Source organism: Nostoc sp. NMS2, assembly GCF_017115105.1.
In the GTDB taxonomy this organism is placed as follows: Bacteria; Cyanobacteriota; Cyanobacteriia; order Cyanobacteriales; family Nostocaceae; genus Nostoc.
This window is the reverse complement of the sequence record NZ_JABXKH010000129.1, coordinates 1-15,872: the sequence shown is the minus strand read 5'-3', so window position 1 is coordinate 15,872 and position 15,872 is coordinate 1. Positions and strand designations below refer to the sequence as shown.

The following is a 15,872-nucleotide window of genomic DNA, read 5'->3' as shown; positions in this document are numbered from 1 at the left end:
TAACTGATGTGCCTGATGAGTCACTGGCATTGCCGTTGAGGGTAAAGCCATTGCTTCCATCAAGCGACGAGAGGTTGAATAATGTATCAGCCATGATTTTCTCGTATGTTTATTATTAGCAATTGAGTAGATGTAAAATTTCTAAATAAATAACATTAGCATTAGTTAAAATTTAGGTGAAGCGAATTAATTTAAAATGTTGTTTTTGATGACATGAGTGCTAGAAAATATGGGATTTTGCTTGATTATTCAAATCAGTTCCTATTGTATAGGCAATTAATGAATTGCCTATATAATAAGGGTTTATTTACTATCAAAAAATAATTTGTAAGAAGCGTTTGAAAAGTTATTTGGTCGGTAGCAAAACATTTTATATTCCCCTAAATCCCCGCCACTTGCTTCACTACAGCGCTTCGCGCATCCTGCGGCGGGGGAGACCCCTGTTCCCGCAGTGGCTCCCCGATAAATTGGGGGACTTTGATTTCGGTTCCCCCCTTTTTAAGGGGGATTAGGGGGGATCTAGAAGTGCCTAAAATTACAGCCGACCACTTTTCAAACAACCTCTTAAAAAGGGAACTATAAAGCCCCCTTTTTTAGGAGAGTTAGGCTTGAGTGGGTAATTCCTGCTTAAGTTCAGTAACCCCGCTAACGGCCGTTAAGATATGCCAACAGAATTAACTGTTGAATTTTCCGGCAGGCTGCTAGTTGTCCACCACGGCAACTTTGGCTGTTACGTAGTAAGAACTTTGGTGCTTAAGACAAGACTAAAGTCCTTACTACAAACTTGTTCACCTATTAAAGTTGGTGTGGTCAAGTACTAAGCCGATTTATAAACTTAAGGGGTGCAAGGAGAAGGACCAGTAGCAGTATTTACGCAAGTATTCACAACAGTTCTAGCCACTGTTTTGATGTTGTTGGGAAGAGGAGCATATCCCCGATTTATAGCTATCTGATCTGGAGTGGGGTTGGAGGAGGGAAAAACTGTTTGTGGCGGATTTGCTAAAGCCCAGTTAATCAAGGTTCTAATATGAGTTGCGATCAAATTGCCTGTGGTACTGTTTTGGTATACGTCATAAAACAGCGCGTAAGTTGCTGCGGAAATTGGATAGGCAGTTGCAGTGTTTGGATCGGCTAAGTTATCAATTCTAATCAGCCTGTTAGCGGGAGCAGTACCATATTTCACGATGGTTCCAACACTCAAAGCGCTTTGAATTCCAGCTGTTGTGGGGCCAACGTATGCATTTGCTTTGTTCTGTAAAAGTGCAGCAGGTAGACTTTTAGCTAAACGCGTAGCACTATCTACATAACCAATTGCACCATTATTGGCTGAGATCGCAGTGGCTACACCTCCACCTCCTGTAGCAGATAGGAAGGTGGCTGGCCAAACAACTGTGTTTGCTGGTGGTGTTGGAGGTACAGTACCTGAAGTACTTACGCTACCCACTCCTTTATCCCATATATTAGCTGCTTGAATAGTTGAAGTCGCAGCAGTCTTACATACAGTATTAAGATGAGTGCTTAAAACAAAGGTACTACCACTATTGTCACTACGACGTACAACTTTGATGGGTAAATTGACTGCAATGACTGCGTTGCCGTTATCTGCTCTAATTCTGGAATCATTCCAATTTGTGATAGTGCCCTTCAAAATACCACAGTAACTATTTCGGGAAAACTTAAGTCCGGCTGCTGGTATGGTAAGACCAGTACGGTTGTAAGATAAGGTGATTCCGACACCTACCACAGGCACTTGAATGGCCTTTCCGCTATTGGGCTTTCCAGTACCGGCAGTAACTGTTTGTTCTATTTGTGTTCCTGTTAAAGGGTCGTCAGTAGCTGCAAACGAGACTGGGGCTAAAATGGTAGGGCCGGGTGATGCTGGTGGTACGGTTTGATTGAAAAAAGCTGTTATGCCTGCGCCGCTACCAACCGCAGCATATCTGAATGTGTCGTTATTAACGACTGGGCCATAAGTTCCAACTGGGCAATTGTTGGTGGTTGCAGTTAAATCAGTATTGAGAGATGGAGGATTTCCAACGCCAAAAACGTTAAACCATGAGCCTTTTGAACCAAAAGGACATGGATTTGTTTCTCCAGTACCTACAAACAAAGTATTTACAGTGCTTGCACCTAGACCATTTATGGAGGTTACTCCAGCTGGGGGAGGAGTGGTGGAAGTCTGAGCTAAAGATTTATCACTAGCAGATTGACCTGCTAATAAACCAATTGTGATGGCAAGTACAGAAATTGAACTTGTCAAATTATTCAGACGATCGCAAGAGAAAACCATGTCAAGCTCCTTCAAGTTAATTTTAGGGGGTTAAACCCTAATAAATCTAAATCAAGTGTCAAACTGCCAATTATCAACCACCTTCTTTAAGGACAAATAACTGACCCTTAAAAAGGTTATTGGTAAATCAAAAGTTTGCACAAAAAATTTAAGAATGTAGAGAAAATAGAAAGCAAAATCATAAGTATTTTGAGTGCATTTAACTATTGTCAATACACCCGATTACATGATTTTATGCTAATCAAAAACTCTACGTTCTTAAAGTAAGTTTGTAGAAACAAACATTCAATAGCTTTAGTATAAGGGAGTGGTTACTAGTTACTATGAATCATGCCTTAATTCACATTCTCAGTCTCTTATACCCTGTTAAAAAGCCATGTTTATTTTTACCCACTTACTTGTTTAGGATGGCAACTTTACCTTAATTATGAAAATCACTTTCTTGAATGCATAGCCACAGCAGTTTGCACAAACTACTGCTAAGGTGCAAAGTAAAGAAGGTAATGATTTCACGAGTTTTTTGAAAATGCTATGGCTAATAGCTGTTGAAATTTGCCAACGAAACTAACAGTATAGTGTTAAGGTAAAGCTCAAGTCATGATTACATTATGGAATGATTAAAAAACTTAAATACATTTTGGGAATTTACCGATGTTTTAAAAGTGGTTTTTTAGCGCTTTTTTATTAATCTGGCCAGAGTAAAATCGGAATTTTTTTCTTAAGGTTATGGCTTTGCTTATTAAGCTCTTTTAGAGGTTTTAATAAATTATATACATTTTACAAATTAACCAGAATATGTATCAACTAAAATGCTTGTTTCAGCATTTTATTAGTTGTGTAGGTATAGCCCAACCCAGGCAGCGTAAAAATAGCTGAAAAATCTAGCTATTATAACCAAAAATCTATACTGCGTATTTGGTGTTTTCTGTCAATGGATAAATCATCATATCTTTTATTGACAAATGAACATTTAGGCAAAATTGCAACGTCTCTACATCCAGATTCATACCTCGATTCAGCAACACGGGATTAATTTAACAGCCAAGTGCGATCGCACTTGGCTGTCTGTCTGATTAGAGTAATCATTAACTATCTTTTGTAAAACTATTGTTATCCGACCATTTTCGACTATAGTCTCGCGGAAGCTAAAAAAGAGCCTTATCTTGCCAAAATTTCGGATTTTTTGTGTTGATCACGACATCGAAAAAAATAAAAGTTACTTATGCTACTAAACGAAGTCATCAACGAGGTCATTTTACGTTCTTGACTGAACCACTATATCCAGTCTCATCAAATTTTTTCTAGGTTTTAAATGAACAAGAATAATCTGTGCAAACAACGTCCCAACAGAAATAGGGGATCAATTTTAACTTCCCTGGCTCTTTTGGCTTCTCCATTGGTATTGCCTTTGCAACAAGCTCAAGCTGCTTCATTAACTACCGTTGTAAATTTCAATGGCACCAACGGAGCTGCGCCAAGAGCTGGTGTACTTCAGGGTAAGGATCTCAATCTTTATGGAACCACTTCTGCCGGTGGCTCATCTAACAACGGAACTGCATTCAAATTGAGTGGTGCCGGTTTCAGCGCTTTGACCACACTGATTAACTTTACGGGAACCGCCCTGCCTAATAGAGGGACTAATCCAATTGCTAGATTATTCCAGGCAAGCAATGGAAATTTATATGGGCTGACCTTCACAGGTGGCACAAGTAACCTTGGCACATTGTTTCGCTTGGCATCACCAGCTTTTACGGGCCTGACAACTCTTGTGAATTTTACTGGCACCGCTAATGGAGCTAACCCAGCAGGCCGACTGATTCCAGACAGCACTGGTAATGTTTTGTGGGGGACAACCTCGGCAGGTGGAGCCAGTAATAAAGGAACAATATTCAATGTTCCACTCGGTGGCAGTCCAGTCACCACTGTAATCAGCTTCACTGGTACTAACGGAGCAACACCATTAGCAAGATTGCAATTGGTGACTACCAATGGAAGCTACTACGGCACCGCCTCTTTAGGTGGAGCGAGTAATAAGGGAGTTGTATTCAAGTACACTCCTACTAATCCGATTGCTACTAGATATAGCTTTTCTAGCTTTACTGGCGCTAATGGGGCAAGTCCAGAGTCTGGATTAATTGTGTCTAGTGGATTCCTCTACGGCACTACTAGGTTAGGTGGAGCAAGTAATGTAGGGGCTATATTCAGGGTTCCGATTGGAACAGCCACCACTCCTATCGGTGCGCCCGTTTTAGTTGCCAGCTTTAATGGCACTAATGGGGCTAACCCAAAAGCTGCGCTTACACCAGGAGCAAGCAGTGGTATTTTCTATGGCACAACTTCTACTGGCGGGGCAAATAATAAAGGAGTTGTCTATCGGCTGAATGTTGGAACTACTTCAACTATTACCCAGTTAATTAGTTTTAATGCCACCAGTGGTACAGCAGGTACTAATACTAATGGAGCAACGCCAGAGTCCACGCTAATTCCGGTCGGTACTGATTATTATGGTACTGCCTCTGCTGGTGGCGCTTCTGGTCGAGGAACTGTGTTTAAATTTACACCGTAGACTCAAGTATAATCTGACTTGAAAATAGGGAATAGAAATTTTCATTGCTCCTTGTGAGCGCAGCTTATGGAGTTGCAAGAGATGAAAAAAGGCTAAACTTTTCTCTTTCACTGACTTCTGCAAGAAGTCCAGTGAATAGCGTAGATAGCAATAATTTCATTCAGCATCAACCCCTCCTAATTTCTTTCTGGAGGGGATTTTGTTCCTTAAATAACCTCGTTGTGTTTGCGGAGCTTACCATGTAGGTATCGCTTTAAAACAGTTCTGAGCGCTGGCTCGCTGTTGTGCCTGTATGCATACTCATAGAAATCCTAAATGAAACTCAGCGCTCAAAACTCGGTCTGGACAAGGAATTCAGATTTTACTCTAGCGATAGTGATTAAAGAGCGGTATGCTACCAAGCATTGTCTCGCATTTCCAATGGATTCCCCAAACTCATAATTGATAGCATGGAAAAACTTTAAGAAGACTGTGGTAGTTCTACTTAAAGGGACTTCCAAACAAAAAAATATCCAACTATTTATTAGGGGGTGAGCAAGATGCCCGCCCTACAAGATTGGATAATTTATTTCTTGGAAATCCCAAAGGCTTGAAACCTAGTTTCTCAAATCATGCCTACTTAATTAAATAAGTATTAATGTTTTGTTAACTTAACTTAATACAAATTTGTGTATAGTATAGGACTTTGCTAGCTATAACTTTATAATTTGAGGATAAATAAATGTTAGATCGTGTAAAATCGTAATGCTTGTAAAATTTGAAACAACCAACACTCATAGTACACCATAGGAAAATTAGCATAATGTCTAGACAAAGTTCTCACAAGAGAAACTTTTTCAAAGCTTTAACTGGTAGCGCTGTCAAAGGATCTCATAAGTTAAGACTGGGACTTGAATCCAGTTTATTCATTCTGATTGAATCTATACCTTTTTTGATTGCTTGTGCTGTACTTGTAAGCGTTATCAGCCTAAAAAGTCCTATCCTGCTTTTTTGTTTACTAGTTGGTAGTTTAATTGCAGTCATTACCCAGCAAATTGGGCAGCAGTTTCATTTACCCAGGCGATCGCTAATATTATTGCAAATTCTAGCAGCAGCCGTCATCCTGAGTTTTTATTGGTTAGACTGTTTTGCAGCCCCCGCACAAGCACAGTTTTTTGGGGAGGCTGAAAAGTTTTTCAAAAAAACCTTAAGCGATAGTTCAACAACAAATAGTGGTGGTAGCAACACAGCTGTAAGTTTGATATTTAATGTGTTGCGGGCGATTTACTTACTCTATATTGCAATCTCTCTGGTTGGTGTGATCAACGCAGTGCGTAAAGATGAAGATTGGCAAAGCATTGCCAGAACTCCCCTATTAGTCGTTGTTGCTGTTACTATTGCTGATGTACTCACACGCTTTGTAATTGGCGATAGCAGTAAATAATTCAGATATTTCAAATGTCTCAAGAGCGGGAACAAGAATTTCGTCCAGTTAATCAGGTTCTGGGAAGCCAACCTTCTCTAGGGCCAATCCCTGCCGATCAAATTCTTCCTTGGACGGCAATTGCCTTAGCCTCCTACTTTATCATCAATGGAATTTTTGGGGGTCTTTTCCAAGAAGAGTTTCAAAAATGGTTGTGGACAGTACTAATGACTGGTTGGGGAATAGGAACCTGGTGGATTTTAACTGGTGGTAGGAGTTGGAGTTTTTTAAGTAAATTTATTGGCGTTCCCGCCTGGACAAGAGGCTTTGCTCGTTATCAAAGCTTACTGGAAGTTAACCATGAAGCAAAAAATCGGAAAACAAAGCGTCGGCATAGCCGGAAACGAAAGTAGATTAACACCATTTGAAGATGCCTTACACTTGGCGACAATGTTACGTGTCGCTATGAATGGACGCGATATTGGCGCGTACCTTTTGACAAAAGGCACTCAAAAAGATCGGTTTTGCTTTGTTTTTGGTTTTGACTGTAAGGGAATTCATACTACCTTAAGACCCGAACAAATCGATACACTTTTTAATAACATTGAAGCTGGATTAAAAGATATCCCTAGCGGTGAAAGAATGACACTGCATTTAGGATCTTTTAGTTCCGACAAAGAGCGCCAAAAAGAATTAGCAACACTAATCAGAAATGCGCCATCACGAGATATCAAATACTTGTTGATGGCAGAAAGAGCCAGAGTCAAAGAACTGACTGTTTCTGGTGTTCGCAAGCCAAAATTTTTGCGGATTTATGTTACTTACACCATTGAATCTAACTCGCAACATGCAGATGATTGGATAGAGAAGCTTTTAGTCAAAGCTGAATCATGGTGGTTGAAATTCAAAGGTGAACTCTCAGAAGTAGAAAATCAGCGCCTCGAAACTCTAATCACAAATGCTTACAAGCAGGGTTTTCTGCGTTGGGAACAAATTTTATCTAACCAAATGGGATTGGATGTCAAACCTTTGACAGCTGATGAACTCTGGAAAGAAGTCTGGAAAAGATTTAATGATACAGAGGCCATAGAGATTCCTCAGTTGATGACATTAGATGAACAAGGACTGCACGAGCAAGTTAATTCAGATTTAGCTAGTACTAAATTGCTGATAGACAATATCCACGGCACAACTTTGCTGATGGAGTCTAGCGTACCTTGTGCCGATCGCCGTTGGGTTAATGTTAACAATCGTTATATTGGCGCACTGTCATTTCTCGAAAAACCCGGAGGTTGGCCAAATAAATCTGCCCAACTGCGCTATTTATGGGAATTGTTGGCCAGAGAAAGAGTAGTAGATACAGAGATTTTTTGTGAGTTGACTGCCGCCAATCCCGCAATGGTGAAAACCACTCTGCAACGAGTGCTGAAGCAGTCAAACATGACAACAATCATGGCTCAAGAAAAAAGTAAAACCATTGATGTCAACGCTCAATTGAAGTTGAAGAAATCGGTAGCGGCGCAAGAACAATTATTTGAAGGTGCAGTCCCGATTTATACGAGTATCGCTATTTTGGTACATCGTCCCACTGTCGAAAAATTAGATGAGGCAACAAGGTATATTGAAAACTGTTTTCAACGTCCAGCAAGGGTAATTAGGGAAACTGAATATGCCTGGAAAATTTGGCTGCAAACTCTACCGATAGTTTGGGAGGGTTTGTTGGCAACCCCCTTTAACCGTCGTCAGCTATATTTAACCAGTGAAGTTCCCGGATTAATGCCTTTGGTTATAACTAAACGGGGTGATAAAGAAGGCTTTGAGTTGATTGCCGAAGAAGGCGGAACCCCCGTACATTTAGATTTGTTTAATCAACACAAAAATTTAGCTTTGTTTGCGACAACTCGTGCTGGTAAATCGGTATTGGTATCAGGGATTTTAACTCAGGCTTTGGCACACGGCATTCCTGTAGTGGCATTAGATTTCCCTAAACCTGATGGCACATCAACTTTCACCGACTATACAGAGTTTATGGAGGGGAATGGAGCCTATTTTGATATTTCCAAACAATCGAATAACTTATTTGAACAGCCAGATTTACGATCGCTAGAACCAGAACAACAGCGCGATCGCTTCAACGATTATACCGCCTTCCTAGAATCAGCTTTAATGACAATGGTTTTAGGATCGTCCACTGAAAGTCAAATTTTATCGCAAACAGTGCGATCGCTGCTCAACCTAGCTTTAGAAGCCTTCTTTGCAGATGAGGGCATCAAAGAGCGATATCGACAGGCGATGGCAGGGGGATTTGGCACTCTTGCTTGGCAGAAAACCCCTACCTTGAAAGATTTTCTCTTTTTCTGCTCACCAGAATACTTACAGCTAAGTTCTTTAACTGGCAGAGTAGAAGACGCTCTCAGTCAAATTCAGCTACGCTTGCGGTTTTGGCTCTCTAGTCGGGTGGGACAAGCTATTTCTGCACCATCTAGCTTTCCTACTGATGCACAACTGTTAGTTTTTGCTCTCAGAAACTTATCAGATAGTGAAGATGCAGCCGTACTATCCTTGAGTGCCTATTCAGCAGCATTACGACGCGCCTTAAGTAGCCCAGCTTCTATATTCTTTATTGACGAAGCACCAATTTTATTTGAATTCGAGCAAATCTCTGATTTAGTTGGCAGAATTTGTGCGAACGGTGCTAAAGCCGGTATCAGAGTCATCTTATCAGGACAAGATCCTGATACCATTGCAAAATCTAAAGCTGCATCTAAAATTTTGCAAAACCTGACAACACGATTGATTGGACGGATTCAACCAGTTGCAGTGGATAGTTTTGCAGATATCTTAAAATATCCCCGCAACATTATTTCTCGTAATGCTTCAGAAAGCTTTTTCCCTCGTAAAGAAGGTGTTTATAGCCAATGGCTGTTAGATGATAACGGTATTTATACATTCTGTCGTTATTATCCAGGTTATGAACAATTGGCAGCAGTTGCTAATAACCCCTCTGAACAAACCGCCCGGAGTAAAATGATGCAACTCCACAGCAATAAATATGAAGCAATTTCTGCCTTTGCACGTCAGTTAGTGGCTACTTTACGTAGTAGTTAATCGGGTAATGTAAGCAGTTAACAGTAAATCTAACAATTTTAGATTTTAGATTTTAGATTTTAGATTTTAGATTGACTGCACCCACTCTTGGGTTGCAGCTTGGGGATTTTAGATTTTATTAGCAGCCGTAGCGGTCTTGCTCAAAATCAAAAAACGAATCCAAAATCCAAAATTGTTTGGCTTACTACATAATATAGTCTACCTTTTTCAGGTACAGAAATATGAGAAAAACTACCATTTTTACTTTGACGTTGCTATCTTTGACAATCCTACCAGCAATGGCACAAATTCAGACGGGCGCATTAGGACAGGTTTGGACTGATTTTCAATCATATTCCACAGATTTGCAAAACTATCTTCAATATAATCTGAGCGATAACTTAAAGCCTGTAGAAGTACAGAGTCAAAATGCTCTGAGTAATTCCAAGGGAGAATTGAATATACCTAACCCTGTTCTCGCTGGACAAAGAGTTCGTGATAATTTGATTCTCTACTCTTCTAATTCCGACTCAAGAGCGGGTCGCTTTGAGAACAATTCAGCAGTGCAGGGAAATTTAATTAGTAATGAACTAAACCGTGTAATTACCCGTGGAGTAGCGGTAGGTATTCTTGGTGAAAAGGGACAAATTCGGACAAAATCAAAGTTAGAAAGTACAGAGAGAAGTCTACAAGATATTGCAAAAATTGCCGACGAAACAAATGCAAGTAATAATACATTGCTTAGTACAATTAAAGGCTTTGCTGGTGCAACTAATGCAACTCCTGAAACAAAAGCTCTTTCAAGTTTGGCAGAATTGCTAGGTTTGAGTCAAGTGCAAATTCTAAAAATTCAACAGGAACAAGTAAAAATTGTAGCTGAAACATTTTCTCAATCATTACAAAACAATCAGTCTTTGCAATACTCTAACTTAAATTTGGCAAACATTTCTCAACAAGCAGAAGAAGCAAATCGCGCTCGGAGAGTAGAAACATCTACAGAAGCCGCGCGACTTTTGCGGGCGACTTCTCAACTAGATTTGTTTGGCAGGAAACTTAATAATTAAGATTTAAAATTGATAAATCTCAATTCTTCTGACTCTGGAAAATACTTTTGTTTTTTAAAGACAGTTAGTTAACTAACATGCAATTTGCTATTCAACAAATTTTTGCCCAAGTAGGCATTGATGAGATTCTCGATAATGGTGCCGCAACTTCTCAAAGTATTGCCGAAGGTTGGGATAAGCAATGGCTAGATTTATTACAAAATAACAGCAGTAATAATTTGTATGGAGCGCTGACAAATCTGGGTATTTTTTTTGCGGTAGGAACCCTGTTGTTTTTCATGATACAATTCCTCAAAGACTTACTATCATACGAATATACCCGTCCCATATCAGCTTTAATTTGGCCTTTTATTGTGGTGATCCTATTAAGTAATTCAGCCAATGGAAGTATCCTTTCTAATCTGACACTAGGAGTGCGGAATTTTCTAAACACTGTGAATCAGCAAGTAGTGGTATCAGCAGATGCAGACAAAATGTACCAGCAAGCACTGAATATGAGTGTTGCGGAAGAAGTAGCTGGCTCTTTGCTGCGTCCTTGTCAATCACTGACTGGCGAACAACAAAGTCAATGCTTTGTCAAAGCTGCCGAAAAAGTCAATATTCTCTGGCAAAAATATAGAGATATATACGGAAATAAAAATTGGATAATTAGATTACAAACTAAGGTAGATAATATTAGATATGGCACTGGCATTGTATCAGAAACCTCATTTAATTCTTTGTTAGGTTCTACAGTCCAAACGAGCATCAAAAACTTTTTAGTTTCCTTACAATATGCCTTTCAGAATTTGATAGAAGCGACGATGTTGCTGATAGCAGCTTTAGGGCCAATAGCTGTAGGTGGGTCTTTACTACCTGTAGCGGGGAAACCAATCTTTGCATGGCTGACTGGATTTTTATCTATTGGAATCGCCAAGATTTCATTCAATATAATTGCTGTGCTGACTGCCGCAGTTATTGTCAATGGGCCAGGTCAAGATGCTAATGTTGATCCAGATTTAATGTGGTTCATTATTTTTCTAGGAATTTTAGCACCACTTTTATCGTTACTTGTGGCTGCGGCTGGCGGTTTTGCAGTCTTCAGTGCTATCAGCAATACGGCTTCTTTAGTGAAGGAGAGGATATAAGATAATGCAAATCATCATATACAATAGCTGAAGTTTTTTGCAGGAGGAGATGAATAAATGGTGCGTCTACTAGAAAAAAGACAAAGAACTGGAAGTGTTTTGACAATTTTTGCGATCGCTTCCTTCAGTTTACATGTATTAGTTTTACTGTTATTCATATTCCAAGGGCTAAATATTCGCCAACTCAGTCTGAGAAAACCTCCCAACTTTGTGCAATTAATAGATGGGAAACCAGTAGGCAATATTGATGATTTAGCAAGAGAACCAGAAGCAATCCGCCGATTCATCAGCAAAACGATGATATCAATGTTTACCTGGTCTGGAGCCTTACCACCACAAACTATCGAAGAAGTTGCAAATCCTAAATCAGATTTAGGAATTCTAATTAGAACACCCCAAGGGAGTAGCCAAAAAATTAGTACCAGCAGTTGGATAGCTAGTTTTGCCTTATCAGAAGACTTTCGTAAAGGTTTCTTAAGCACAGTTGCAGAAATGACCCCGCCAGAAGTTTTCTCTGAAAATCCTAACCAAGTTATGACATCACAATTAGTTATTAAGCGGGTTTATCCACCAAAACAAATTGCACCAGGTAAGTGGCGAGTGGGGATGGTAGCCGACTTAATTCAAAAAAACCGAGTTGGTGGTGAAAAACTCGTAACTCCTTTTAACAAAGATTTCCTTGTGCGTGCAGTAGATTATTTTGGTAATCCCCAAGCCGACAATGGCACAGACTTGCAAAAAGCAATTTATAGTGTCCGCACTGATAAACTAGAAATTTATGAAGTTCGTAATTTATGTTTGCTAGATGGCTACAACAACCTTAACGAAGATAAGTTAAAGCAATGCGGGGCTGGACAAACCTCTGATAGCTTTATAAAATAAGAGATTTTTAATTCACCAACTCATAGTTCAAGGGAGCATCCCAAATGTGCAAGTGTATTTTTATAGGGTATTTGGAATTAGACTAGGAATGAAATAACGAACCGCCAAGGACGCAAAGAACGCAAAGGAAAGATGTTTGTACAGGGTTTTTGTGCCAGTCCTGTGCCTTTTAGCAAAATTGGGATGCTCCCATAGTTCAATTTATATAATCAATTATTAATGCAATTACTCAAACCAGAAAATAAGAGAAATAGCCCATTACCACTGTTGGCAGTAGGAACATTTGGTTTACATGTATTAACCTTGCTTTTACTAATATTTCATGGGTCTATGTTACAACAGTTAAGTAAGCAACTTACACCTCAAAGTTTAGTACAGCTTGTTGATGGTCGCACTATCACAGTAGACGCTCAACCAAATTTAGAGCGACAGCCAGAGGCTATTCGGCGCTTTGTGGGTGAAACGATGAGCTTAATGCTTAACTGGTCACAACAACAGCCACCTACACAAGTCTGGGAAATTACCTCTCAACTGGTAGCTGATGATTTTAAACAAAAACTTAAGTCAGAAATTATTAATTTAAATCCAGATAGTCAATTTGAAAATGTTAGTAGAGGAACTGAGAATGTATTAGTCATCCAAAAAATTTCTCAACCTACAGAAATCAGTAAGGGAAACTGGAAAGTAGAGATGTTTGCCAATCAATTAATTTTTAGCGGTTATGATAGGTTGGGAAAATCAGTTCCGTTTAATAAACAAATTTTAGTTAGAGCAATAGATGAACCAGCAACTTCACTACCAAATGCACCACTACCGACGCACTTCGCAGCTTACCGCCTTGGTGAAGCCAGATTAGAAATTTATAATGTCTGTGAAATCCAAGATAAAAATTGTTCTGGAAATCCCAACCAAGCTTTACCATGACTCGATACTCAATTCCTGCCCAAACACCTCCTCAAAATGGATTTACTCTCACCACCGACGATCGCCAACAAGATGTAGAATCTTTTGATTGGGAATCACGGATGTCAAGGTTGGTCGGTTTTGAAGAAGAATCTTCTTCTGGCGATAACCAAGAATCAGAAGACTCTGCAACGCCGCAAGAGTCGCTATCTCAACCACAAGAAGTTCAGACTAAGCAACCCCTCTCATCTAATCCCTTTGCAAAATTAGCCTTGGTAGGGGCTGCTACCTTAGCGATCGTTTTGGTGGGTGGTGTGTTTTTATCCCAGTTGATGGGTGGCAGCAATCAGAAGCCAAAAAATATTGTTTCCCCGCCGGTGCGTGAGCAACCAATTAATGAATCGGCCTCTCAACAGCTAGCAGTCGAAGTAGATACTCTGAAAACGAAATTAGCCTTGACTGAACAAGCACAGTTGGTAAAAGCCGCCCAACAACAACTTAGAATTGCCAAATCAACGCCTAAAGTAGCCCTACGAGAACCGTCAGTTTCTTCCAGAGGTACACAGAAAGTGATCCCAACACCCCCACCAATAGTTTACGCACCTCAGCCAGTCGCAGTTAACCGCATCCCTGTTTCTCAACCTTTGCCATCAGCCCAACTACCAGTTGTGAAGCCAAGCACTCAACCCGTAGTTAATATCACTCCACCACCTCCACCAAACCCATTTGAAGAGTGGGCAAAATTATCAAAGTTAGGTAGCTACGGTCAAGTCAATGCCACCGATCAACCTAATAACACGGTAGCTGCTTCTGAACCTCCAAACAATCCACAGCCGCAGCAACAAACACAAACCCCCAATCCTGAGCAAACTCCACAACAGCAAACTCCTGCTCCTGCTCCTGCTCCTGAAGTCAGTCAAGCGCAACTGCAGGGACAGAAATCTGTAGCAGTAGGAAGTAGTGCAAGGGCTGTGTTGGCAACGGCAATATTTGGGGAAACTACCAAGTCAGGCGGTGGTGGTGATGGAGGTGAACAGAAAAACGTATTTGTGATCCGATTGAAAGAACCGCTAAAATCTACCGATGGTGCGATCGCTCTACCTGCAAATACCGAATTCCTAACTGAAATTAGCTCCCTCTCCGAACAAGGTCTTTTGCAGATGAACGTAGTTAAAGTTGTCTCGCAAAATGATGGCAACCTGACAGAACGAAGCTTACCCAACAATGCAATTATTATTCGCGCTACCCAAGGTAAACCTTTAATTGCAAATAAATTTCCCAGTACAGGTTCGTCCATAGCATCAATGGATTTAGGACTATTCGTTTTGGGAGGTATTGGGAAAGCAGCAGAGTTAATAAATCGTAGTGATACTGAACTCCAACCACTTACTTCACAAACTACCGTTGACGGCAACACCAGTAGCAGCACAACTCTTACTACTGTCACTAAGAACAGACGCAATATCGCAGCCGGGGTTGTGGAAGGTGGTTTGAACTCTGTAGTCCCACAAATTGCCCAACGGAATCAACAGGCGATCGCTCAAATGTCACAGCAAACGAATATTTGGTTTTTGCCAGCCGGCACAAATATTGAAATATACGTTAATCAAGCAACTCAGTTTTAAGAGGTAGGATTTACACCAATTTTAAATTTGGATTGGGTAATGGTAATTAATAATTAGTTTTCTTGCCATCTTCCCTATTTTCACCTGTTCTATCAATCTCTTAATTTGCAACCATGAAAAAGAATACTAACTTGTCAGGAAATAGCTCACATAATTCTTATTTCCTACCTCTAGCTTCCTTAATTTTCTCGGTTGCTATGTTATTGTTGGTAGGACGTGCTGGTGCTAATAATGCTGTTCTCCGTTCCATATTTTCCTGTCAAGCGCAGGGTTTAGGTGGACTAATACCTACAATCAAGATTTGGTATCAACAAGGAACAAACTTAAGTTTTATTCCGTCTGGAGAAGTAATTAAAAAAGTTTGGTTAAACGATCCATCACAGGTAACTCTAGATTTTGATGGCCCTGTATGTATGCAGTTTGGTCAAGAAGCTAATACTAATACAGGAGATTGTAAAAACTCCTCAGCAAATGTAATTCAACTCAGACGAATTAAAAAACTGGACATTCCTGGACTTCCTCCTACTAACAATACACTTTTAACAATTGTTACCGAAGCGCAAGGTAGAAATAAGTTATATACTTTTCGAGTGCTATACGGAACAAATAACCCTGAATATCACACTTTAGCAATTTTTTCCGATCCTTCTGGTCAAGAAGGAGCTTGTGCAAAAATTCCACAATCAACTTCAAAAGTACCACCCAACAACGACTGAAGTTTAGCCTTGACAAAAAGCGCTGATGCTTATGCAATACGGTTCGGTTAACGTTCTAATATGTCTGAAGATCCCCCCAACCCCCCCTTAGAAAGTGGGGCTTTTAACCCTCTTTTACCCCCTTATTAAGGGGGTCGCCGCAGGCGGGGGGATTTGGGAGCATCCACTTTTGGAAGAAACACCGGGCGATTGGAAATCGCGGCTACACAA

General features: G+C 40.2%; 11 protein-coding genes. 10 read left to right on the top strand and 1 reads right to left on the bottom strand.

The features are described from left to right. Positions 1 to 835: 835 nt before the first annotated feature. Positions 836 to 2,290 carry a substrate-binding domain-containing protein gene (locus HWQ36_RS22540; protein ID WP_292706651.1) on the bottom strand — a complete coding sequence of 485 codons (1,455 nt, stop codon included), beginning with the start codon at positions 2,288 to 2,290 and terminating at the stop codon, positions 836 to 838. A 1,312-nt stretch (positions 2,291 to 3,602) separates the two neighbouring features. On the opposite strand from HWQ36_RS22540, the gene HWQ36_RS22535 reads away from it, so the two are divergent. The 10 genes from HWQ36_RS22535 to HWQ36_RS22490 all read left to right on the top strand — a co-directional run bounded on the left by HWQ36_RS22535 (position 3,603) and on the right by HWQ36_RS22490 (position 15,662). After that, the gene (locus tag HWQ36_RS22535; RefSeq protein ID WP_292706650.1) at positions 3,603 to 4,856 is read left to right on the top strand and encodes a choice-of-anchor tandem repeat GloVer-containing protein; all 1,254 of its coding nucleotides are present in this window, start codon (positions 3,603 to 3,605) and stop codon (positions 4,854 to 4,856) included. A gap of 802 nt (positions 4,857 to 5,658) precedes the next feature. Beyond that, positions 5,659 to 6,279, top strand: a complete 621-nt coding sequence (locus HWQ36_RS22530) for a hypothetical protein (protein ID WP_292706648.1) — start codon at positions 5,659 to 5,661, stop codon at positions 6,277 to 6,279. Positions 6,280 to 6,293: 14 nt separating this feature from the next. Beyond that, the gene (locus tag HWQ36_RS22525; RefSeq protein WP_292706646.1) at positions 6,294 to 6,671 is read left to right on the top strand and encodes a hypothetical protein; all 378 of its coding nucleotides are present in this window, start codon (positions 6,294 to 6,296) and stop codon (positions 6,669 to 6,671) included. Next, complete coding sequence (locus HWQ36_RS22520; protein WP_292706644.1) at positions 6,619 to 9,366, top strand: hypothetical protein; 2,748 nt, start codon at positions 6,619 to 6,621, stop codon at positions 9,364 to 9,366. The genes HWQ36_RS22525 and HWQ36_RS22520 overlap by 53 nt, the downstream gene beginning before the upstream one ends. A 221-nt stretch (positions 9,367 to 9,587) precedes the next feature. Continuing rightward, positions 9,588 to 10,409, top strand: a complete 822-nt coding sequence (locus HWQ36_RS22515) for a hypothetical protein (RefSeq protein WP_292706643.1) — start codon at positions 9,588 to 9,590, stop codon at positions 10,407 to 10,409. Between the two features lie 77 nt (positions 10,410 to 10,486). Next, the gene (locus HWQ36_RS22510) at positions 10,487 to 11,536 is read left to right on the top strand and encodes a hypothetical protein (RefSeq protein WP_292706641.1); all 1,050 of its coding nucleotides are present in this window, start codon (positions 10,487 to 10,489) and stop codon (positions 11,534 to 11,536) included. A 57-nt stretch (positions 11,537 to 11,593) separates the two neighbouring features. Further along, positions 11,594 to 12,418: a hypothetical protein gene (locus HWQ36_RS22505; RefSeq protein ID WP_292706639.1), complete on the top strand. Its 825-nt coding sequence runs from the start codon at positions 11,594 to 11,596 to the stop codon at positions 12,416 to 12,418. A gap of 219 nt (positions 12,419 to 12,637) precedes the next feature. After that, a complete protein-coding gene (locus HWQ36_RS22500; protein ID WP_292706638.1) occupies positions 12,638 to 13,342 on the top strand; it encodes a hypothetical protein in 705 nt (234 codons plus the stop codon). Continuing rightward, the gene (locus tag HWQ36_RS22495; protein WP_292706637.1) at positions 13,339 to 14,946 is read left to right on the top strand and encodes a TrbI/VirB10 family protein; all 1,608 of its coding nucleotides are present in this window, start codon (positions 13,339 to 13,341) and stop codon (positions 14,944 to 14,946) included. The genes HWQ36_RS22500 and HWQ36_RS22495 overlap by 4 nt, the downstream gene beginning before the upstream one ends. 113 nt (positions 14,947 to 15,059) lie before the next feature. Next, positions 15,060 to 15,662, top strand: coding sequence for a hypothetical protein (locus HWQ36_RS22490; protein WP_292706636.1), 603 nt, complete (start codon positions 15,060 to 15,062; stop codon positions 15,660 to 15,662). Positions 15,663 to 15,872: the final 210 nt, after the last annotated feature.